This window comes from Pseudomonas brassicacearum (assembly GCF_000585995.1).
Taxonomy (GTDB): domain Bacteria; phylum Pseudomonadota; class Gammaproteobacteria; order Pseudomonadales; family Pseudomonadaceae; genus Aquipseudomonas; species Aquipseudomonas brassicacearum_A.
In genome coordinates this window covers 4,701,375-4,722,715 of the sequence record NZ_CP007410.1, presented here as the reverse complement: position 1 = coordinate 4,722,715, position 21,341 = coordinate 4,701,375, and the positions used below count along the sequence as shown (strand labels likewise).

Below are 21,341 nucleotides of genomic sequence, written 5' to 3'. Positions count from 1 at the left end.
ACCGGGAGCCAGCACATCCAGACGAGGAACCCATCATGTCCGATATCCAAAACAAAGTCGTAGTCATCACCGGTGCCAGCAGTGGAATTGGCGAAGCTGCTGCACGGCTGCTGGCGGCCCGGGGCGCTCGTGTTGTACTGGGGGCGCGACGTGTCGAGCGCTTGCAGGCGTTGGTCCAGGAGCTCGAAGGCGCCGGCCAGCAGGCCGTCTGCAAAGCCGTGGACGTGACTCGCCGCGATGATGTCCAGAACCTGATCGATTTCGCTGTCGAGCGTTTCGGCAAAGTCGACGTCATCATCAACAACGCCGGGGTCATGCCCCTCTCCAAACTTGAGGCGCTGAAAGTCGAGGAGTGGGACCGCATGATCGACGTCAACATCCGTGGCGTGCTCCACGGCATCGCGGCCGGCCTGCCCTTGATGCAGCGCCAGCGCAGCGGCCAGTTCATCAACATCGCGTCCATTGGTGCCTATGCCGTCAGCCCGACCGCTGCCGTGTATTGCGCCACCAAGTATGCCGTGCGGGCGATTTCCGAAGGCCTGCGCCAGGAGGTCGGCGGTGATGTGCGGGTGACAGTGATTTCCCCCGGGGTCACGGAGTCGGAGCTGGCCGAGAGTATTTCCGATGAGGGTGGCCGTGCCGAAATGCGCGAATTCCGCCGAATCTCGATTCCTGCCGAAGCGATTGCCCGGGCGATTGCCTACGCCATCGAGCAACCGGCAGATGTGGACGTCAGCGAACTGATTGTGCGGCCAACCGCCAGCCCGTTCTGAACCGAGCCAAACGACGGGAGATGCTCCATGAGAAAGGCATTTGGAGACCAGGACAAATTCGTCGGCCTGTGGGTGACGGCCGATGGCGTGATCCGCCATCGGCTGCTGCCGAGTGGACGCTATGACGAAGCACGGGGTTTGCGTGAAAGTGCTTATCAAGGCGATTACTGGTTGCAGGACGACCATATCGAATACCACGACGACACCGGTTTTACCGCCGACGGGGATTTTCGCGAAGGCGTGCTCTATCACGCGGGGATGGTGCTGTATCGCCAGGAGGAGTGATGAACCGAAGACCCTTTGTGGTGGGGGGATAAGTCCCCTCACCACGGATCGGGACTGATCGTTACGCCTGTTCCAACCGCGCCGCAGCGCGCTGGGCGATCTGCGAGCGTATCCGGAACGACTCCGCCGCGCGCCGCTGGGCTTCTTCCAATACTTGCGCGGGTGCAGTGTCCGGGCAGCCGGCGTTGAACGGCGGGGCAGGGGCGTATTCGAGTTGCAGTTGGACCAGTTCGGCGGTGTCCTGGTCGAACAACTCCGCCGCCAGGGTCAAGGCGAAATCGATCCCGGCGGTAATGCCGCCACCGGTAAGCAGGTTGCCGTCGCGGACCACCCGTTCCTTGATCGGTGTCGCGCCCAGGGTGGACAGCAAGCTGTGGTAGGCCCAATGGGTGGTGGCGCGTTTCCCTTGCAGCAGGCCCGCCGCACCGAGCACCAGCGAACCTGTGCACACCGAGGTGATGTATTGCGCGTGGCTGGCCTGTCGCTTGATGAACGCCAGGGTCTGCTCGTCTTCCATCAACGGGCCGACGCCGGTACCACCGGGGACGCAGATCACGTCAAGCTTGGGGCAATCCTCGAATGTGGTGGTAGGCAGCAGCATCAACCCGGTGCTGGAGGTGACCGGCGCCAAGTCCTTCCAGATCAGGTGAACCTTCACGTCAGGCAACGAGGCCAGCACGTCATAAGGACCGGTTAGGTCCAGTTGCTGAACCTGGGGGAATAACAGCAAACCGATCTGCAGCGTCATGGTGATTTCTCCTTAAGTGATGCCCGAGGGGTGGACGGCTTTACTTTAGGCTCGTAGGATCTGGCGCATCCGCCAATAAGCCCACGAATTACGCCAATATGCCAAACGCCCCGAAAACCGTTCACGTCCTGGCCTTCGCCAACGTGCAAGTGCTGGATGTCACCGGGCCCTTGCAAGTGTTTGCCTCAGCCAATGACCTGGCTCGCCAGCAAGGCTTGCCGTTGCCGTACGCGCCGACGGTGATCGCCGCCGGTGGCGGGGCGGTGATGTCATCGGCAGGGTTGGCGTTGATGGCCGAGCCGCTGCCGAGCGAAGGCAGCGACACCTTGCTGATCGCCGGCGGCTGGGGTGTGTACGAAGCGGCGAAGGATCCGACGCTGGTGGCCTGGGTCAAGGCGCATGGCCTGCGCTCGCGGCGTGTGGCGTCGGTGTGTACCGGGGCCTTCCTGCTGGCCGCCAGCGGTTGGCTGGACGGGCGGCGAGTGGTCACCCACTGGACCCGCTGTGAGCAACTGGCCGAGCAGCATCCGCAACTGCGGGTCGAACCCAATCCGATTTTCATCAACGATGGCCCGGTCTGGACGTCGGCTGGCGTTACCGCCGGTATCGACCTGGCCTTGGCACTGGTCGAGGAAGACCAGGGCCGTGCCGTGGCCCTGGAGGTCGCCCGGCACCTGGTGGTATTCCTCAAGCGGCCTGGCGGGCAATCGCAGTTCAGCGTGACGCTGTCGCTGCAGAAACAGGGCAGCCGTTTTGACGACCTGCATGCGTGGATCGCCGAAAACCTCACCCGCGACCTGGGCTTGCCGAGCCTGGCCGCCGAGGTGGGCATGAGTGAACGCAGTTTTGTCCGTCACTACCGCGCCGACACCGGCCAGACCCCGGCGCGGGCGGTGGAGCTGATTCGCGTGGAAACCGCACGGCGCCTGCTGGCCGACACGGCGCTGTCGATCAAGCGCGTGGCGGTGCAATGCGGCTTTGGCAGCGAAGAAACCCTGCGTCGTAGTTTTCTGCGGGCCATGGGGGTGACGCCCCAGGCGTATCGCGAGCGGTTTGCGCTCAGCCCTCAAGCAGATCCAGCAACGCCTTGAGCGTGGCCTCAGGGGCTTCCTGGGGAATGTTGTGGCCTACACCGGCCAGCACTCGGCGCTCGTAGAAGCCGCTGAAATGCTCGGCATCTTCATCGTGTTCCGGCGCAGGCCCCACGCCATCGTCGGCTCCGCACAAGGAAATGCTCGGCACACTGATGACCGGTTGCTTGGCAAGCCGTTCTTCCAGCCACTCCAGCGTCAGATCGCCCGGTGCGTACATGAAGCGATGACGGTAGGAATGAATCACCACGTCGACAAAATCCGGGTTATCGAACGACGGGGCGCTGAGGGGATAGAGTTCTGCGCCACGCTTCCAGGTGGGGGACCACAGACGCCAGAGCAGCTCGCACAGTTCGCGCCGATTCTGCGTCAGGCCCTCGACGCCCCGCGCCGTGTGGAAGTAATACTGGTACCACAGGCGATGTTCGGTTTGCGGGTCCAGCGGTTGTTTGGATCGGGGAATATCCTGCAGGTTATAGCCATCCCCGGTCACCAGGCAGCGCACGCGCTCGGGCCACAGCGCCGCGACGATACACGCGGCCCGACCACCCCAGTCATAGCCGCACAACGCCGCTTGGGGGATGGAGAGAACGTGCATCAGGTCCAGCAGGTCCTGGGCCAGCGCCGCTTGTTGGCCGGAGCGCAGGATAGCTGGGTTGTTGAACCGGGTCGGGCCGTAGCCGCGCAGGTAGGGCACGATGACCCAATAGCCGCGCTGGGCCAGAGCCGGCGCGACTTCATCGAACGCCCTTGGGTCGTAGGGGAAGCCGTGCAGCAGGATCACCGGTTCGCCGGTGGCGGGGCCGTGTTCTTCGTAGGCGATACGCAACAACGGCGTCACTGCGAAGTTGATCCTGGGCTCGAGGTTCATGTTGGCCTCCGGCATTGCGTGGTTGCGCTCAGGCAGGTTCCTGATTCACGTATTTGGCCCGATCCGGCGTGAACGTCACGATCATGTTCGTGCTCGAGCAGGTCAGGGTGCGTTCCTGGGTCAGGTCGATGTCCAGGTCTTCACCGCGCAGGCCCTGCCATTGGGCGAGATATTTGAGACAACCGAATTTTGCGGTTTTCTTCAGGCTGCGGCTGACGCCGCCTTTCCAGCCGAGCACCGGCAATTCACCGGCCAGGCAGCGTTGCGCCAGTTCCGGAAACTTCAGCGCGCGGTCGCGACCGATTTCCCAGCATTTGATCAAGCCCCGGTCCTGGCCTTCCCAGAGGTCTTCCCGGGTCAGGCCTGTTCGGGGTGGGGTGGTGATGGGGCGTTTGATATGGGTCATGTCAGGTCCTTGAGTCGGGTTTTTATCGGGCAGCTCCGCTGCACCCGTGAGTGCATCGATCTTAGGAGGGGTTTGGGGGGCTGGCAACCTGTAACGGGTTGTGGTGATCGATAGGCTTGATGCGCGCACCGCTCTTGTGGCGAGGGAGCTTGCTCCCGCTGGGTTGCGAAGCGACCCCAAGATTTTTGCGCCTGCTGCGCAGTCGAGCGGGAGCAAGCTCCCTCGCCACGGGGTTTGTGTCCTACAAAAAATTAGGTAAACCGGAATTTTCCGACGAGTCGCGGCGGTTGCCGGTTCGGAAGGGGCGGGGATAGGCTTTGCCGGTCGCTGCAAAATCAGCGACCGGGTTTGGTCACCCGTCCAATGTCAGGCGCACACGCGCCAACCTCAGCATGTCGGCGCTTTTTTATGTGCTTGTCGGTATGCTTTGCGGTGGGCTGTGCGCGGGGCACTTTCGAGTGCGCCGGGTGCCTGACTTCCCGGTTGACCAACCTGCGTATAGCCCACCATCCTCGTTTGGTCACGAGGTGAGTGAGCTCAACTTCAAGTCAGGAGTTTCACAATGGTCAAGATCACCCCCAACCCCCCACGCGCCGAAGACCTTTCTGCCTACACCACCCTCGACACAAAAAAACTCCGCGAAGCCGCCGACCGGGCACTGAACATTCACTTGTCTCCCACCCCAGCCAAACCCGATACCCAGGACGGCCAGGTGTTCACCGTGGTCCCCGGGCTAAACACCGAATCGGTGCTGACCAGCCTCAGCGAAACCCTGGCCTCCGCCAATGTCATGGTCAGTGACTTGGCGTTCGAGCTGGAGGGCTCGCGGCGGCATGTGGCGTTGGGTATTCAGCAGTTGATCGAACTGGGTACGTTGCTGGCCAATCGGGCGTTGGATGACATCGAGCCGACCAGCTAACTGACACACCGCTCTTGTGGCGAGGGAGCTTGCTCCCGCTGGGTTGCGAAGCGACCCCAGGATTTTGCGCCTGCTGCGCAGTCGAGCGGGAGCAAGCTCCCTCGCCACAGGGGACCGCGTTTAATCCAAGGCTCACGGCTGCCAATGATTTTTCTCCCCACTCAACTTGCGATCCAGAAAACTCGCCGCGCTGATCAACGCCAAGTGGGTCAGGGCCTGCGGGGTATTGCCCAAGTGGTACCCATGGCTGTCGAACTCTTCGGCGTACAGCCCCAGCGGGTTGGCATAGCGCAGCAGTTGTTCGAATTCCAGCTGGGCTTTTTCCACGCGGCCGGCGCGGGCCAGGCATTCGACGTACCAGAACGAGCAGGCGGCGAATGAGCCTTCGGTGCCGCTGAGGCCGTCGATGGGGCTGTCGTCGTTGCGGTAGCGGTACACCATGCCGTCGCGCACCAGGCTTTTTTCAATGGCCTCCAGGGTCGATAACCAGCGCGGATCGCGGGCGCTGACGAAGCGCACCAGGGGCATCAACAGCATCGAACCGTCCAGGGCGGTGCTGCCTTGGCGCTGGATGAAGTGTTGGCGTTCCTCGTTCCAGAAATTTGTCCAGATGTCTTGGTAAATGGCCTGGCGAGTCTCATCCCACCGGGCGAACGGGGCGGGCAGGGAGCGTTTTTCGGCCAGGCGGATGGCGCGGTCGACGGCGACCCAGCACATCAACCGCGAATGCAGAAAGTGCTGCTTGTCGCCGCGCATTTCCCAGATGCCCACGTCCTTGTCCTGCCAGACCTTGCACACCTGGTCGACCACGTCGACGGTGTGTTTCCAGCCCTGATGGGAGATGGCTTCGCCGTATTTGTTGACCAGGTACACCGCGTCCATCAACTCGCCAAAGATATCCAGCTGCACCTGTTGGTAGGCGAGGTTGCCGATGCGCACTGGCTGCGCACCACCGAAACCGCTCAGGTGCGGCAGCTCGGTTTCCGGCAACTCCAGCCGGCCATCCAGGCCGTACAGGATGTTGAGTTTGGTCGGCTGGTCACAGCAGTCACTGACTCGATTGCGCAAGAAGCGCATGTAGGCGTTGGCTTCTTCGACGAAGCCCAGGCGCATGAATGCGTAGACGGTGAACGAAGCGTCGCGGATCCAGGTGTAGCGGTAATCCCAGTTGCGCTCGCCGCCACGGGTTTCCGGCAGGCCGAAGGTGGCCGCAGCGAGGATGGCGCCGTGTTTGCGCGAGGTCAGTAGCTTCAGCGCCAGGGCGGAGCGGTTGACCACTTCCCGCCAGCGCCCGCGATAATTCGATTGGCCGATCCAGCCGCGCCAGAACGCCAGGGTGCGTTCCAGGCAGATCGCGCTGACGTCATCCTGAAGTCGCGGGTCGTCGATGCCGCCCAACAGGAACTCGGCGGTCTGGCCCTGTTCCAGGGTGAACTCGGCCACCGCCGTGTTGCCGTCCAGCGTCATGGCCTGGTCGGAACACAAGCGCAGGCTCGGTTGCCCCGGCGCCTCGAAACAGATGTCGGTACCGTCCTGGCGCGCCGTGGTGGCGGCCCGGGCATAGTCGTGGCGCACCGCACAGCGCATGCGAAACGTCGCGCTGCCAATGGTCATGCGGACCCGGCGCATCAACACCGGCAAATCATCCTCGCTGTCACCGATGGGCAGCAGGTCGGTGACTTCCACCACGGCGCCGTCGCTCAGCCAGCGGGTTTGCAGCACGTTGGTGTCGGGCAGGTAGATTTGTTGGCGACGAGCTTCAGGCAGGTCTGGCGCGAGTTGGAAAATCCCCGCTTCGGGGGTGTCCAGCAGCGAGCAAAAGATCGACGGGCTGTCGAATTCCGGCCAACAGAAAAAGTCGACGCTGCCGCGGTCGTTGACCAGCGCGGCGGTGCGCATGTCGCCAATGATGCCGTGGTTCTCGATAGGACTTTGTGGTTCGTGATCATTAGCCATTGCCGCGAAACCCCGGGTAAAGGCTCATCCCGCCATCGATGAACAACGTGGTGCCTACCACGTAATCGGAAAAATCCGACGCCAGCCAGACCACCGCATTGGCGACGTCCTCCACGTCGCCCACGCGACCATAAGGAATCAGCTCCAGCAGTTTCTGCTCCTGTGCGCCTTCGGTGGCGTCGCGGTTGATGGCCGTGCGGATGGCGCCGGGGGCGATGCTGTTGATGCGGATGCGCTGATGGCTGGTTTCCTGGGCCAGGCTCTGCATCAGTAGATCGACGCCGCCCTTGGATGCGGCGTAATTGACGTGGCCGGCCCAGGGAATGCGCTGGTGCACCGAACTCATGTGGATGATCTTGCCAGCGGCCCGGGATACGCCTTGGCGAATGCCCTGGCGAGTGAAAATCCGCAGGGCAGCGCGGGCGCAGAGGAACTGCCCGGTGAGGTTGGTGCCGATCACGGTGTTCCAGTCTTCCAGGCTCATGTCGACGGCAGCGGCGTCTTTTTGCAGGCCGGAATTGGCCACCAGGATGTCCAGCGTGCCAAAGGCGTCGAGGGCCTGGGCGAACAGGCGCTCGACGTCATCTTCCTTCGAGACGTCGGCACCGACGGCGATGGCACGGCCGCCGTTTTCATTGATTTCACGGGCCAGGTCTTCGGCCGGACCAGCGCTGGAATAGTAGTTGAGCACCACAGCGGCCCCGGCGTTCGCCAACGCCCTGGCCGAACCTGCGCCAATGCCCGAGCTGGCGCCGGTGACGAGGGCGACTTGTTGGGCGAGGGATATCTGCATGGGTCTAGCACCTTGAACTGAGGGCCTTACCTGCTGACTGGCGTGAAGCGTGCAGAGTTCATTTGGGTGAAGCGATCTTCACACTTCAGCCACATTTGGACGCTAACCCTGTGGCGAGGGAGCAAGCTCCCTCGCCACAGGTCTGTGTTCACAAAAACAGAGTGTTCGGCGGCTACCAACCCCGCCCCGAATTCACCCAGAAATTCACCGACAACGACGTGGACACCGACTCCACCTGATGGAACCAGCCTTCCGGCAGGAACAACAGATCCCCGGCCTCCAGCGTCACGCGCAGGAAGGTCACGTCCCGGGCGTGGGGGAAGCGCTGGTAGTCCGGCGCATCGGGGTTGAAGTCACAACCGTCCAGCCCGCCTTGGGGCGCTGTGGACCAAGTACCCAGCGCTTCGCGGTGATGGGGGGCGGCGAGGGTGAAGGTTTTTTGCCCCCAGACCTGGGCAAACAGGTTGTCGGTGTCATCGCGGTGCAGCGGCGTCAGGGTGCCCTTGGGGCCGATCCAGATGCGCGGTGGGATGAACAGTGACGGGTCGAAATAGGGCGGGTATTGGATCTGCTCCATCAACTGCGCCGGCAGGATGTTGTTGCCCATGTAGGCCGGTGGTTCGCCGTCGGCGCCCTTGACCGCCGGGCTGTCCAGGGAGGCGATGAAGTCGGCCATGGACGTGGAGCGGAAATCCCGTTCGGTAGAGAAGGTTTTCTTCACGTAGTCGCCATGGCGGGTGATGCCTTGCAGCTCGGCAAAGTGCACCAGGGATTGCTCGCGGCTGAGCTTGAACAACGGCCAGTCCTGCAAGGCATCGCTGATGACCACCGGAACGCCATGGGGCAGGTAGCGTGCTTGAAACTCCTGCACCGATAGCTCGCTACGCGGTCGTCGTTCCACACTGTATTGAGTGGGCAGGCTGGCGGTGAGTTTTTCGCTGAAACGCGCCGGGGTGGGGTAGCGCTTGTTCATGTCGACCTTTTCCACCATGCCACCGCCATGACGGGCATGGTCGATGATCTGCGGCAGCAACGTCGCCAGGCCCATGTTGCCGCCGATCTTCAGGCGACCGCTGGCAAACAGTTCTTCGACATTGGCCATGCCGGCCATGATCCCGAGAAAATCCTGTTCCGCCACCTCGATGGTGACGTCGGGGCTGGTGTGCCGACCGGCCTGGGTGTGGCTGCTGGCTTTGACCTCAGACCAATACGCCTGATGCGGGCCGAACACGAATTGGAAGACGCCTTCGATACCGACGGCGCCGGCATTGGCGAACAGTTTGCCCAGGATGGTTTGCAGGTCCACGGCGGTCACTCTTGTGGGTTTTGGTCTTAGCAGGTAACGAGGGCCTCCCTCAGAAATTTAGCCCTCGCTGCTGACCGTCGCCCTAGCGCGTCGCGACCATGAACACACGGGGAAACGGCAGCAATACCGTGCCATCGTCCAAGGCGGGGTAAGCCTGTTCGATCGCCTGGAGATAACGCTCCAGATACTGCTCGCGTTGCGCCTGATCCAGCGGCTCGAGAAACGGCCGCAACGCGCTGCCCTTGAACCACTCCACCACGCCCGCGGCACCGCCGGCCAGTGGGTGGTGATAGGTGGTGCGCCACACGTCGACGCGGGTGCAGTGGGGCTTGAGGATCGAGTAATAAGTGCTGGTGTCCTCGACTTTCGTACGCATATCAGCCACCCCGGCCAGTTGGTTGGCCCAGGGGCCGTTGGCCGCGACTTCCTGCATTAATCGGTGGGACGGTTGGTGCAGGTTGTCGGGCATCTGGACCGCCAGGCTGCCACCCTCGACGAGCTTGCTCACCAGCGAAGGCAGCAGGGTGGCGTGGTCGGGCAGCCATTGCAGCACGGCGTTGGCGAAGATCACGTCGAACGGCCCGGGTTCGTTCCATCGGCCGATGTCCGCCGTGTCGAAGGTTACGGCGGGCAAGCGCTGGCGTGCGGCCTCGATCATGTCGCTGGAACTGTCCAGGCCGCGCACCGTGGCGCCGGGGAAGTGTTCCACCAGCAGCTCGGTGGAGTTACCGGGGCCGCAACCCAGGTCGATCACTGAGCGCGCTTCCACGGAGGGAATGGCGGCCAGCAGGTCCCGGGCCGGGCGGGTGCGTTCCTGTTCGAAGGTGACGTATTGCTTGGCGGACCAGCTCATGGCTTGCTCCTTTGTGGTGGAGTGAGTCGAGGTGCCGCCAGTATAGGGGGAGTACACAGGATGTAGCGCATGCAGCGTTCTTTGATTAATTCTGCGTGCCGCCGCTTCGTTATCCTCCATACACGACCGATCGGAGAAAACCGCAGTGACTCAACTGACCCTGCTGTGCCTGCCTTATTCCGGCGCCAGCGCAATGGTTTACAGCCGCTGGCGGCGCACGTTGCCGCAGTGGCTGCACGTGCAGCCCGTGGAGCTGCCGGGGCGCGGGGCGCGCTTCGACGAACCGCTGCACACCGACATGGGCCCGTTGGCGATGCAGTTGGCGCGAGAGCTGCTGCCCTCGATCCAGGCCCCGTACGCGCTGTTCGGTCACAGCCTGGGCGCGCTGCTGGCCTGTGAAATCGCCTACGCCTTGCGCGAACTCGGCTGCCCCGAACCGGTGGCGCTGTTTGCCTCGGGTACTGCGGCGCCGACGATGCGGGCTGACTACGACCGTGGTTTCGCCGAGCCGAAAACCGACGCTGAACTGATCGACCAGCTGCGCACCCTCAACGGTACCAGCGAGGAAATATTGGCCAACGAAGAGCTGATGGCCCTGACCTTGCCAATCCTGCGGGCGGACTTCCTGCTGTGCGGACGTTTCCAGCCCCGGGTGCGACCACGGCTCAACTGCCCGGTGCATGTGCTTGGCGGCACTACCGACAAGGCCACCACCGAGCAACTGATTGGCTGGCGCCAGGAAACCACGGGCAGTTTTTCGGTGGACATGCTGGCCGGTGGGCACTTCTTCATTCACCAGCACGAGGCCAGGGTGCTGCGGCTGATCAAGGATCAGTTGAGCGTGCATCATCGGCGGCATGGGTTGGCGATCAGCGCGTGATTTGATTCCCAAGTTCATTGGAATGCAGTCCCATGTGGGAGCGAGCTTGCTCGCGATAGCGGTGTGTCAGCTTGCCTATACGTTGGCTGATCCTGCGCCATCGCGAGCAAGCTCGCTCCCACATTTGTAACCAGCATCATGTTCAAAATCCCCGTTCTACCTCACTTCCTGATACCTGTTCTCAAACGCTAATTTTTCCGGTCTGCATTCGTTTTATAGGGACGACTTGCCTTTGTGCCTTGTGCCCACTGATTCCGGATACCCCAGAAATGAATGCTGAAGACGCCTTGAAACTTGCTCGCCGGTTTATCGGGTTGCCCCTGGACAAGCGCCGGATGTTCCTCGCGGCGTTGGCCAAGGAGGGCGTGGAGTTCAGCGGTTTTCCCATCCCCCAGGGCGTTGAGGCCGAGGATCGCCAGGCCTTGTCCTATGCCCAGCAGCGCATGTGGTTTCTTTGGCAACTGGAGCCGGACAGCGGCGCCTACAACCTGCCCGGGGCGGTGCGTCTCAAAGGCACGTTGAGCCTGTCGGCCCTGGAGCAGGCTTTCGCCAGCCTGGTGGCACGACATGAAACCCTGCGCACGGTGTTCCAGCGCCAGGCCGACGACCGTCTCCTGCAGGTGCCGGCCAGCGCGCCGCTGGTGATCGACCACGCAGACTTCAGTGCCATGCCGGCCGCCGAGCGCGAGCAGGCGGTTCGCCTGGCCGCCGAGGCCCAGTCGATGCGGCCCTTCGACCTGGCCTGCGGCCCGTTGCTGCGGGTCGAATTGCTCAAGCTCGATGAGCAGGAGCACGTGCTGCTGCTGACCCTGCACCACATCGTCTCCGATGGCTGGTCCATGAACGTGTTGATCGATGAGTTCATCCGTTTCTACGACGCCCATGAGGCGGGCGTTGCCCCGCAGTTGGCTGATTTGCCGATCCAGTACAGCGACTACGCCCTGTGGCAACGCCGTTGGCTGGAGGCCGGCGAGCTGCAGCGGCAACTCGATTACTGGCAAGCGCAACTGGGCGACGAGCATCCGGTGTTGGAACTGCCTCTCGACTATCCACGCCCGGTGCTGCCGAGCTATCGCGGTTGCCGCCTGGAGCATGTGGTGGAGGCCGCGCTGGTCGAGCAACTGCGCGGCGTTGCCCGGCAGCAGGGGGTGACCTTGTTCATGCTGTTGCTGGGCACCTTCAATATCCTGCTGCACCGTTACACCGGACAAGCCGACCTGCGGGTCGGCGTCCCGGTCGCCAACCGCAACCGCCAGGAAATCGAAGGGCTGATCGGTTTCTTCGTCAACACCCAGGTGTTGCGGGTGCAAGTGGATGGCCAGGCCCGCCTTGGCGACCTGTTGCGTGACATCAAGGAAACCGCCCTCGGCGCCCAGGCCCACCAGGACCTGCCCTTCGAACGGCTGGTCGAGGCGCTGAAGCTTGAGCGCAGCCTGAGCTACAACCCGTTGTTCCAAGTGATGTACAACCACCAGCCGGAAGTGGCCGATGTCACCACGCTGAAAGTCGGCAGCGGTCTGGAGCTGGGCGTCATCGAATGGGAGTCGCGCAGCACCCAGTTCGACTTGAGCCTGGACACCTACGAAAAGGGCGGCCAATTGCATGCCGCGTTCACCTACGCCAGCGACTTGTTCAACCCCGAAACCATCGAGCGCATGGCGCGGCACTGGACGCTGCTATTGCGCAATATCGTCAGCGATCCACAGCAGCGCGTCGGCGAACTCGCGTTGCTGGCGCCGGCTGAATATCGGCAGTTGGTGACAGAGTGGGGCGTCACGACACGACCTGGCCGAGCGAGCGCCCGGTGCACGAACTGTTCGAGGCGCAAGCTGAACGCAGCCCGGACGCCATCGCCTTGATCTGCGATGGACAACGATTGACCTATGGCCAGCTCAACGCCCGGTCCAATCGCCTGGCGCGCACATTGGTGGCGGCGGGTGTCGGTCCTGACGTGCTGGTGGGCATTGCTGTCGACCGGAGCCAGGAACTGGTGGTCGCCATTCTTGCCGTGCTCAAGGCCGGCGGTGCGTATGTGCCGCTGGACCCTCAGTACCCGGTTGACCGCCTGCGGTTCATGATTCAAGACAGCGCCAGTCGCCTGCTCCTGACCCAAAGCCATTGGCTTGAACGCCTGCCTGTACCCGATGGCGTGCGTTGCTTGTGTCTGGATCAGAGCCAGTCTTGGGAAGACGCCGAGCCCGGCAATCTGCAGCGCCAGGTGTGGGCCGACAGCCTGGCCTACGTCATGTTCACCTCCGGCTCGACCGGGCGCCCGAAGGGCGTCGGCATCAGCCACGGCGCGCTGAGCAAGCATGCGTTCGCCTCGCAGCACTATTACGGTTTGAGCAGTGCCGACTGCGTGCTGCAATTCGCCACGTTCAACTTCGATGCCTTTGGCGAGCAACTGTTCGGGCCGCTGACCTGCGGCGCCTCGGTGCTGCTGCGTGGCAACGAGGTGTGGGACAGCGAAACCCTGTACCGCCACATCGTCGAGCAGGGCATCACGGTCATGGACCTGACCACTGCCTACTGGAACATGATCGCCAAGGAGTTCGCCGCTGTCGGTCCGCGTGACTACGCGGCGTTGCGCCAGGTGCACAGCGGTGGTGAAGCGATGCCGCCCGAAGGCGTGCAGGCCTGGCGCCGGGCCGGGCTCGAGCAGGTCAAGCTGCTCAACACCTACGGCCCGACTGAAGCCACGGTCACCGCCACCACGCTGGATTGCAGTGACTACGTCTTCAATCGCCGGCCGCTGCCGCTGACCTTGCCCATTGGCCAACCGCTTCCAGGTCGGCACACCTATCTGCTCGATGCGCACCTCGAACCCACGCCGGTGGGCGTGGTCGGCGAGTTGCTGATTGGCGGCGAGCTGCTGGCGCGCGGTTACTTCCAGCGTCCGGGCTTGACCGCCGAACGGTTCATCCCTGATCCGTTTTCCACCACTGGCGCGCGCCTGTATCGCACCGGCGACCTGACACGCTTCAACACCTTGGGCCAGATCGAATACGTCGGTCGCGTTGATCATCAAGTGAAGATCCGCGGCTTGCGCATCGAGCTGGGCGAAGTCGAAGCGCGCCTGCTGGAACTGGACGCGGTAAATGAGGCGGTCGTGCTGGCGGTGCAGGGCGGCAGCAGCCTGCAACTGGTGGGCTATGTAGTGCCCAAGGACCCATCGCTGGTGTCGGCCTCGGCCGAGGAACAAGGCGCGGCGCGGGAAACCCTGAAGGCGCAACTCAAGGAACACCTGCCGGATTACATGGTGCCGACGCAGCTGCTGTTCCTCGCGCAATTGCCGCTGAGCCCCAACGGCAAGCTCGACCGCAAGGCATTGCCTTCAGCCGATGCCAGCCAACTGCAGCAAGCCTTCATCGCGCCCCGCAGTGAGCTGGAACGAGGCATCGCGGCCATCTGGCAAGACGTACTCAAGCTTGAGCAGGTCGGCCTGACCGACAACTTTTTCGAGTTGGGCGGCGACTCGATCATCTCGATCCAGGTGGTCAGCCGTTCGCGGCAGGCCGGGATCCATTTCACCCCCCGTGACCTGTTCCAGCATCAAACCGTGCAAGGTCTGGCGAGCGTCGCGCAGCAAGGCGGCAGTGGCTTGCAGATCGATCAAGAACCGGTCAGCGGCGAGCTGCCGTTGCTGCCTATCCAGCAGGTGTTTTTCGAGGACACCATCGCCCAGCGCCACCACTGGAACCAGGCTGTCCTGTTGCGCAGCCACCTGCCATTACAGGCGCCAGCGCTGCTCCAGGCGCTCAACGCACTGCTGGCGCATCACGATGCCTTGCGTTCGCGCTTCACCGAAACCCCGACGGGCTGGCGTGCCGACGTGGCGCCGATCGCGATCGACCCCGAGCTGCTGTGGACTGCGGACAACCTGAGCGCCGCTGAGCTGCAAGACCTCTGTGCCAAGGCCCAGCGCAGCCTGGATCTGCAAAATGGCCCGCTGCTGCGTGCAGTACTGGCGAACATGGCCGATGGCAGCCAGCGTCTGTTACTGGCCGTGCACCACCTGGCCGTGGACGGCGTGTCGTGGCGCATCCTGCTGGAAGATCTGCAACGGGCTTATCAACAGGCCAGTGCTGGCAGCACCCTCCAGTTGCCGGCCAAGACCAGCGCCTACAAGGCCTGGGGCGAACATTTGCAGGCCTACGCCAGCACTGAAAACCTGCAGGCCGAGTTGACCTTCTGGCAGCAACAACTGCAAGGCGCCGTGGTGGATCTGCCCTGGGATAACCCCCAAGGCAGCCGGCAAAGCCGATACGCAAAAGTGCTGCACAGCCGACTCGACAAAACCCTCACACAGCAACTGCTGCAACAGGCGCCTGCGGCGTATCGCACCCAGGTCAACGACCTGTTGCTGACCGCCCTGGCGCGAGTGATCTGCCGCTGGACCGGGCGTGCCGACACACTGATTCAACTGGAAGGCCATGGCCGCGAAGAGCTGTTCAGCGACGTCGATCTGACCCGCACGGTCGGCTGGTTCACCAGCCTGTTCCCGGTGCGCCTGACTCCGGCCGACAGCGTGGCTGCCGCGATCAAGCAGATCAAGGAGCAGCTGCGGGCGATCCCGAACAAGGGCATAGGTTTTGGTGTGCTGCGCTACCTGGGCGACGACGCGGCACAAGCCTGTCTCAAGGCCTTGCCATTGCCGTGCATCACCTTCAATTACCTCGGTCAGTTCGACGGCAGTTTCGATGCCAGCGAGGGCGCGCTGTTCAGCCCGGCGGACGAAAGCGCCGGGCTCGAGCAGAGCCTTGATGCGCCGCTGGACAACGGGCTGGGCGTCGAGGGTCAGGTGTACGACGGCGAGCTTGATTTGCGTTGGACGTTCAGCAGTGAGCAATTCAACGAGGCGACCATCGCCCGTCTGGCCGATGACTATGCCCGCGAACTGGAAGCGCTGATCGGTCATTGTTGCCAGGCCCAATCCATGGGCACCACACCGTCGGACTTCCCGCTGGCGCGCATCACCCAGGCGCAGTTGGACGCGATCCCAGTGCCGGCTGCCGCTATCGAGGACATCTACCCGCTGTCGCCGATGCAGCAAGGCATGCTGTTTCACACCCTGTACGAGCAGGGCAACGGCACCTACATCAACCAACTGTGCGTGGATGTCGATGGCCTCGACCCCGAGGGTTTCCGCGCCGCGTGGCAGGCGACCCTGGACGCCCACGAGATCTTGCGCAGCGGCTTCATCTGGCAGGGTGAGTTGCAGGAGCAGTTGCAGATCATCCATCGCCGCCTGGCGCTGCCTTACACCCTGCTCGATTGGCGCGGGCGCAATGATGTCGCCCAGGCCCTCAAGGATTTCACCGCCGCCGACCTGGCCAAGGGGTTCGACCTGACTCAGGCCGGACTGCTGCGGGTCACGCTGATTCAGTTGAGCGATGAGCGTCATCACCTGATTTTCACCAACCATCACATCCTGATGGACGGCTGGAGCAGCGCGCAGATGCTTGGCGAAGTGCTGCAACGTTACGCCGGTCAACAGCCGCCGCGTCCGGTCAGCCGCTATGCCGATTACATCCAATGGTTGCAGCGCCAGGACACGGCCCTCAGCGAAACGTTCTGGCTGGGGCAACTGGCCGATCTCCAGGAGCCGACGCTGCTCGCAAACGCCGCCGCGGCGAGTGCTGAAGTGCGCAGCGAAAGCGCTCACGCGCTCAGGCATTACACGCTGGATGCGTCGCGCACGGGCCGTCTCAATGCATTCGCCCGCCAGCAGAAAGTCACCGTCAACACCCTGGTGCAAGCGGCGTGGTTGCTGCTGTTGCAGCGTTACACCGGCAGTGATTGCGTGGCGTTCGGCACCACCGTGGCGGGGCGGCCGGCAGAGCTGGTTGGCATCGAACAACAGGTCGGCCTGTTCATCAACACCTTGCCGGTGATCGCAGGCTCTCGTCCGGACCAGACGGTCGCAGCCTGGCTGGCCGCTGTGCAGGCTCAGAACCTGAGCCTGCGCGAATTCGAGCACACGCCGCTGGCGAGCATCCAGCGCTGGGCCGGGCAGGGCGGTGGAGCGCTGTTCGACAGCTTGCTGGTGTTCGAGAACTTCCCGATTTCTGCGGCGTTGCAACGCGGCACCGCCCAAGGCGTGGTGTTCGGCGAAGTCGCCAACCAGGATCAGACGCACTATCCGCTGACCCTGGGCGTGACCTTGGGCGAGACGCTGGCGCTGCACATGAGTTTTGACCGGGCGCATTTCAGCGTCGCGACCATCGAGCGCTTGAGTGCGCAATTGCTGCACCTGTTGGAGCGGTTTGCCGAATCCGCCGAGCGTCGCCTCGGCGAGATCGCCCTGGCCAACGATGAGGAACATACAGCGCAACAGGCTGCCAACTACCCGCAACCGTACCCGACCGACATTGCCGTGCATCAACGCATCGCCCATCTGGCGGCGCTGAAACCGCACGGCACGGCGGTGATTTTCGATGGACAACGCTTCAGCTATGGCGAGATCGACCGCCGGGCCAACCAATTGGCCCATGCGCTGGTCGCTCGTGGCGTGGGCCCGGAAACCCGCGTCGGCGTGGCCCTGCCGCGCAGCGAAGGGGTGATCGTCGCGCTGCTGGCGGTGCTCAAGGCCGGCGCTGCCTACGTGCCGCTGGACACCAGCTACCCTCGTGAACGCCTGGCGTACCTGATCGAGGATTCTGGGTTGGCGCTGTTGCTCACCGATTCCCGGGTGTCGGCGCAGCTGCCCCTGGAAAGTGCTGCACAGGTGCTGGAACTCGATCGCCTGGACCTGAGCCTGCAACCCATCCATGCACCTGCGATCGAGGTCGATCCCCAGAACCTGGCGTACGTGATCTACACCTCCGGTTCCACCGGCAACCCCAAAGGCGTGAGCGTGGCCCATGGACCGCTGGCGATGCACTGCCAGGCCATCGGCGAGCGCTATGAAATGCAGGGCAGCGATTGCGAATTCCATTTCATGTCCTTCGCCTTCGACGGCGCCCATGAGCGCTGGCTCACCAGCCTGACCCACGGCGCGTCGCTGCTGATTCGCGACGACAGCCTGTGGACCCCGGAGCAAACCTACAACGCGATGCGCGAGCACGGCGTGACCGTGGTGGCGTTCCCGCCGGTGTACCTGCAACAACTGGCCGAACACGCCGAGCGCGAAGGCAACCCACCCAAGGTGCGCATCTATTGCTTCGGCGGCGATGCGGTGGCCAACGCCAGTTTCGAACGGGTCAAGCGCGCCCTCGATCCGGACTTCATCATCAACGGCTACGGCCCGACCGAAACCGTGGTCACGCCGCTGATCTGGAAGGCCGGTCGTGACGTGGCGTGCGGCGCCGCGTATGCGCCCATCGGCAGCCGCATCGGCGACCGCAGTGCCTACGTGTTGGACGCTGACCTGAGCCTGCTGCCCCAAGGCATGGCCGGTGAACTGTACCTGGGCGGCAGCGGATTGGCCCGGGGTTACCTGAACCGTCCGGGCCTGACGGCCGAGCGCTTTGTGGCGGATCCGTTCAGCGCTGAAGGCGGCTTGCTGTACCGCACCGGCGACCTGGTGCGCCAACGCGCCGACGGTACGTTCGATTACCTGGATCGTATCGACAACCAAGTGAAGATCCGCGGTTTCCGCATCGAGCTGGGTGAAGTCGAAGCCAGCCTGCAAGCCCTGGATGGCGTGCGCGAAGCGGTCGTGGTGGCCCAGGAAGGCACTGCCGGCAGCGGCAAGCGCCTGGTGGCCTATGTCGTGGCTGATGAGCCCGCAGCCCAACGTGAGGCGTTCGCCGAGCACCTGCGCGAACAGCTCAAGGCGACCCTGCCGGCGCACATGGTCCCGGCCTATCTGCTGCTGCTTGAACGCTTGCCGCTGACCCCCAACGGCAAGCTCGACCGCAAGAACCTGCCCAAGCCCGACGTCAGCCAATTGCAGCAAACCTACGTGGCGCCGCGCAGCCCGCTGGAGCAGCAACTGGCGGCCATCTGGCAGGACGTGCTCAAGCTTGGGCAAGTCGGCCTGCAGGACAACTTCTTCGAACTGGGGGGCGATTCTATCGTCTCGATCCAGGTGGTCAGTCGCGCCCGGCTGGCCGGCATTCATTTCACGCCGAAGGATCTGTTCCAGCACCAGACCATCGAGGCCCTGGCCGCCGTGGTCCAGACTGGCGGGCCACTGCAATCGATCGACCAGCAACCCGTGACCGGCGAAACCGCACTGCTGCCGATCCATCAATGGTTCTTCGCCCAGCCGATTCCCGACCGCCATCACTGGAACCAATCGGTGATGCTCAAGCCGGCGCAGGCACTGGATGCGCAGGCGTTGGAGCGGGCCTTGGGCGCGCTGATCGCGCACCACGACAGCTTGCGCCTGGACTTTATCGAGCAGGGCGAAGGCTGGACCGCGCGTTATCGTGACGTCGAGGCGCAGGCGGCGGGCACACTGCTGTGGCATGCCGACGTCGCCGATCTCGCTGAGCTGGAAGTGCTGGGCAATCAGGCCCAGCGCAGCCTGCAACTGGATGGCGGGCCGCTGCTTCGCGGGCTGCTGGCGAACCTCGCCGACGGCACGCAGCGGCTGTTGCTGATCGTGCACCACCTGGTGGTAGACGGGGTGTCCTGGCGGATTCTGTTCGAAGACCTGCAAAGCGCTTATCGGCAGATGCTCGCAGGCGCAGCGCTGCAACTGCCGGCCAAGACCAGCGCGGTCAAAGCCTGGACCGCCGCGTTGCAGGACTACGCTGCCAGCGCACCCTTGCAGGCTGAGCTGGGCTTTTGGCAGCAACAGTTGCAAGGCGCTTCGGCGGGGTTGCCGTGGGACAATCCTCAGGGCGGGCAGCAACACGGCCAAGCCGTGACGATCCGCACGGCACTGGATAAAACCCTCACCCGGCAACTGTTGCAGCAAGCCCCGGCGGCGTATCGCACCCAGATCAACGACCTGCTGCTGACCGCGCTGGCGCGGGTGATGGTGCGCTGGACCGGCGACGACAGCGTGTGGGTACAACTCGAAGGCCACGGCCGCGAAGATCTGTTCGACCACGTCGACCTGAGCCGTACCGTCGGCTGGTTCACCAGCCTGTTCCCCGCGAAGCTGACCCCGGCTGCCGATCTCGGCGCCTCGCTGAAGCAGATCAAGGAACAACTGCGCGCCATTCCCAACAAAGGCATTGGCTTCGGCGCCTTGGCACACCTGGGCGATGACTCTGCGCGCCAGACCCTGCAAGCCTTGCCGAAACCGCAACTGACCTTCAACTACCTCGGCCAGTTCGACGGCAGTTTCGATGGGACTGACGACGCCTTGTTCGTGCCGACCACCGAGCGCGGTGGCGAAGAAGTGAACCTGCAAGGCCCGCTGGGCAGTCCGCTGGCCCTCGATGGCCAAGTGTTTGGCGGCGAGCTGGACTTGAGCTGGACCTTCAGCGGCGACCTGTTCAACGTCGCGACCATTCAGCGCCTGGCCGACGACTATGTGCAGGAGCTCACTGCGCTCATCGCCCATTGCTGCGACGACAACAGCCGCGGCGTGACGCCGTCGGATTTCCCCCTGGCGCGGCTGACCCAGGCGCAGCTGGACACCCTGGTGCAACACCCCCAGGCCATCGACGACATCTACCCGTTGTCACCCATGCAGCAGGGCATGCTGTTTCATTCCTTGCTCGGCCAGGGCAGTGGCGACTACATCAACCAGATGCGCCTCGACGTCGAGGGCATCGATTCGCAGCGTTTCCGCGCCGCCTGGCAAGCGGCGGTCGATGCCCATGACATCCTGCGCAGCGGCTTCTTCTGGCAGGGCGACCTGGCGCAGCCGGTGCAGATCGTGCAGCGACAGGTCGAGGTGCCGTTCCGTGTGCTCGACTGGAACGGGCGCACTGATATTGATAGCGCCCTGCAAACCCTGGCCGATGCAGAACGTGCCCAAGGCGTGGACCTGACCCGGGCGCCGCTGATGCGCCTGGTGCTGGTACGCACCGCCACCGACCGTCATCACCTGATCTACACCAACCATCACATCCTGATGGACGGCTGGAGCAGCGCGCAGTTGCTCGGTGAAGTCTTGCAGCATTACCGGGGTGCCAGCGTGGCCCGTCCGTCCGGGCGTTATCGCGACTACATTGCCTGGCTGCAACGCCAGGACGAGGCCATCAGCGAAGCGTTCTGGACGCCTGCGCTGCAACGCCTGGAGACCCCGACCCGCCTGGCCGACGTCATGCCGAAGCCAGCACGGGCCGATGCCGGTTATGGCGATCATGTCCAGGTGCTGGACGAAGCGCTGACCCGACGCCTGGAAGCCTTCGCCCGTGCCTCGAAAGTCACCGTCAACACCTTGGTGCAGGCGGCATGGCTACTGCTGTTGCAGCGTTACACCGGTAGAGACACGGTGGCCTTCGGTGCGACGGTCGCCGGTCGCCCGGCGGATCTGCCCGGCATCGAGCAGCAGATCGGCCTGTTCATCAACACCTTGCCGGTGATCGCCAGCCCGCGGGCCGAGCAGTCCC

14 protein-coding genes (1 of these 14 only partly in view) are annotated in these 21,341 nt (G+C 63.6%); 7 read left to right on the top strand and 7 right to left on the bottom strand.

Annotated features, from left to right (window positions below):
* Positions 1-35 precede the first annotated feature (35 nt).
* Both CD58_RS19920 and CD58_RS19915 read left to right on the top strand, forming a co-directional pair.
* Positions 36-773, top strand: a complete 738-nt coding sequence (locus CD58_RS19920; RefSeq protein WP_025214746.1) for an SDR family oxidoreductase — start codon at positions 36-38, stop codon at positions 771-773.
* 27 nt (positions 774-800) lie between these two features.
* Positions 801-1,058 carry an Atu4866 domain-containing protein gene (locus tag CD58_RS19915; RefSeq protein WP_025214745.1) on the top strand — a complete coding sequence of 86 codons (258 nt, stop codon included), beginning with the start codon at positions 801-803 and terminating at the stop codon, positions 1,056-1,058.
* Positions 1,059-1,119: 61 nt separating this feature from the next.
* Here the strand turns inward: CD58_RS19915 and inhA are convergent, their stop codons facing one another.
* Positions 1,120-1,806, bottom strand: coding sequence for an isonitrile hydratase (gene inhA, locus CD58_RS19910; protein WP_025214744.1), 687 nt, complete (start codon positions 1,804-1,806; stop codon positions 1,120-1,122).
* A 98-nt stretch (positions 1,807-1,904) separates the two neighbouring features.
* On the opposite strand from inhA, the gene CD58_RS19905 reads away from it, so the two are divergent.
* Positions 1,905-2,897, top strand: a complete 993-nt coding sequence (locus CD58_RS19905; RefSeq protein WP_025214743.1) for a GlxA family transcriptional regulator — start codon at positions 1,905-1,907, stop codon at positions 2,895-2,897.
* Here the strand turns inward: CD58_RS19905 and CD58_RS19900 are convergent.
* Positions 2,866-3,768: an alpha/beta fold hydrolase gene (locus CD58_RS19900; protein WP_025214742.1), complete on the bottom strand. Its 903-nt coding sequence runs from the start codon at positions 3,766-3,768 to the stop codon at positions 2,866-2,868. The two genes, CD58_RS19905 and CD58_RS19900, sit on opposite strands and share 32 nt — an antisense overlap.
* Positions 3,769-3,796: 28 nt before the next feature.
* The gene (locus CD58_RS19895) at positions 3,797-4,174 is read right to left on the bottom strand and encodes a hypothetical protein (protein ID WP_025214741.1); all 378 of its coding nucleotides are present in this window, start codon (positions 4,172-4,174) and stop codon (positions 3,797-3,799) included.
* A gap of 562 nt (positions 4,175-4,736) precedes the next feature.
* On the opposite strand from CD58_RS19895, the gene CD58_RS19890 reads away from it, so the two are divergent.
* Positions 4,737-5,093, top strand: a complete 357-nt coding sequence (locus tag CD58_RS19890) for a DUF6124 family protein (RefSeq protein WP_025214740.1) — start codon at positions 4,737-4,739, stop codon at positions 5,091-5,093.
* Positions 5,094-5,225: 132 nt separating this feature from the next.
* Here CD58_RS19890 and CD58_RS19885 read toward each other — a convergent pair whose 3' ends face one another.
* The 4 genes from CD58_RS19885 to tam all read right to left on the bottom strand — a co-directional run bounded on the left by CD58_RS19885 (position 5,226) and on the right by tam (position 10,001).
* Entirely contained in the window at positions 5,226-7,049 is a 1,824-nt protein-coding gene (locus tag CD58_RS19885) for a glycoside hydrolase family 15 protein (protein WP_025214739.1), read from the bottom strand.
* Positions 7,042-7,842 carry an SDR family oxidoreductase gene (locus CD58_RS19880; RefSeq protein WP_025214738.1) on the bottom strand — a complete coding sequence of 267 codons (801 nt, stop codon included), beginning with the start codon at positions 7,840-7,842 and terminating at the stop codon, positions 7,042-7,044. Before CD58_RS19880 ends, CD58_RS19885 begins: the two co-directional genes overlap by 8 nt.
* Positions 7,843-8,014: 172 nt before the next feature.
* Positions 8,015-9,148, bottom strand: coding sequence for a cupin-like domain-containing protein (locus CD58_RS19875; protein ID WP_025214737.1), 1,134 nt, complete (start codon positions 9,146-9,148; stop codon positions 8,015-8,017).
* A gap of 82 nt (positions 9,149-9,230) precedes the next feature.
* On the bottom strand, positions 9,231-10,001 hold the full coding sequence (gene tam / locus CD58_RS19870) for a trans-aconitate 2-methyltransferase (protein ID WP_025214736.1): 771 nt from the start codon (positions 9,999-10,001) through the stop codon (positions 9,231-9,233).
* A 145-nt stretch (positions 10,002-10,146) separates the two neighbouring features.
* Here tam and CD58_RS19865 point away from each other — a divergent pair, with 145 nt between their 5' ends.
* The 3 genes from CD58_RS19865 to CD58_RS19860 form a co-directional block, all read left to right on the top strand.
* Complete coding sequence (locus CD58_RS19865; protein WP_025214735.1) at positions 10,147-10,881, top strand: thioesterase II family protein; 735 nt, start codon at positions 10,147-10,149, stop codon at positions 10,879-10,881.
* Positions 10,882-11,150: 269 nt separating this feature from the next.
* Positions 11,151-12,740: a condensation domain-containing protein gene (locus CD58_RS31955; RefSeq protein WP_419178810.1), complete on the top strand. Its 1,590-nt coding sequence runs from the start codon at positions 11,151-11,153 to the stop codon at positions 12,738-12,740.
* Positions 12,686-21,341, top strand: partial view of an amino acid adenylation domain-containing protein gene (locus CD58_RS19860; protein ID WP_419178809.1) — the 5' portion only. The gene runs 2,378 nt beyond the window's last position; only the first 8,656 of its 11,034 coding nucleotides appear in the window; its start codon is at positions 12,686-12,688; its stop codon lies beyond the right edge, outside the window. Before CD58_RS31955 ends, CD58_RS19860 begins: the two co-directional genes overlap by 55 nt.

Bases quoted from the DNA above. Each gene is read 5' to 3' on its own strand.
- CD58_RS19880 (WP_025214738.1), bottom strand. From the start codon at position 7,842: ATGCAGATATCCCTCGCCCAACAAGTCGCCCTCGTCACCGGCGCCAGC.
- CD58_RS19885 (WP_025214739.1), bottom strand. From the start codon at position 7,049: ATGGCTAATGATCACGAACCACAAAGTCCTATCGAGAACCACGGCATC.
- CD58_RS19905 (WP_025214743.1), top strand. From the start codon at position 1,905: ATGCCAAACGCCCCGAAAACCGTTCACGTCCTGGCCTTCGCCAACGTG.
- CD58_RS19915 (WP_025214745.1), top strand. From the start codon at position 801: ATGAGAAAGGCATTTGGAGACCAGGACAAATTCGTCGGCCTGTGGGTG.
- CD58_RS19895 (WP_025214741.1), bottom strand. From the start codon at position 4,174: ATGACCCATATCAAACGCCCCATCACCACCCCACCCCGAACAGGCCTG.
- tam (WP_025214736.1), bottom strand. From the start codon at position 10,001: ATGAGCTGGTCCGCCAAGCAATACGTCACCTTCGAACAGGAACGCACC.
- CD58_RS19890 (WP_025214740.1), top strand. From the start codon at position 4,737: ATGGTCAAGATCACCCCCAACCCCCCACGCGCCGAAGACCTTTCTGCC.
- inhA (WP_025214744.1), bottom strand. From the start codon at position 1,806: ATGACGCTGCAGATCGGTTTGCTGTTATTCCCCCAGGTTCAGCAACTG.
- CD58_RS31955 (WP_419178810.1), top strand. From the start codon at position 11,151: ATGAATGCTGAAGACGCCTTGAAACTTGCTCGCCGGTTTATCGGGTTG.
- CD58_RS19920 (WP_025214746.1), top strand. From the start codon at position 36: ATGTCCGATATCCAAAACAAAGTCGTAGTCATCACCGGTGCCAGCAGT.
- CD58_RS19900 (WP_025214742.1), bottom strand. From the start codon at position 3,768: ATGAACCTCGAGCCCAGGATCAACTTCGCAGTGACGCCGTTGTTGCGT.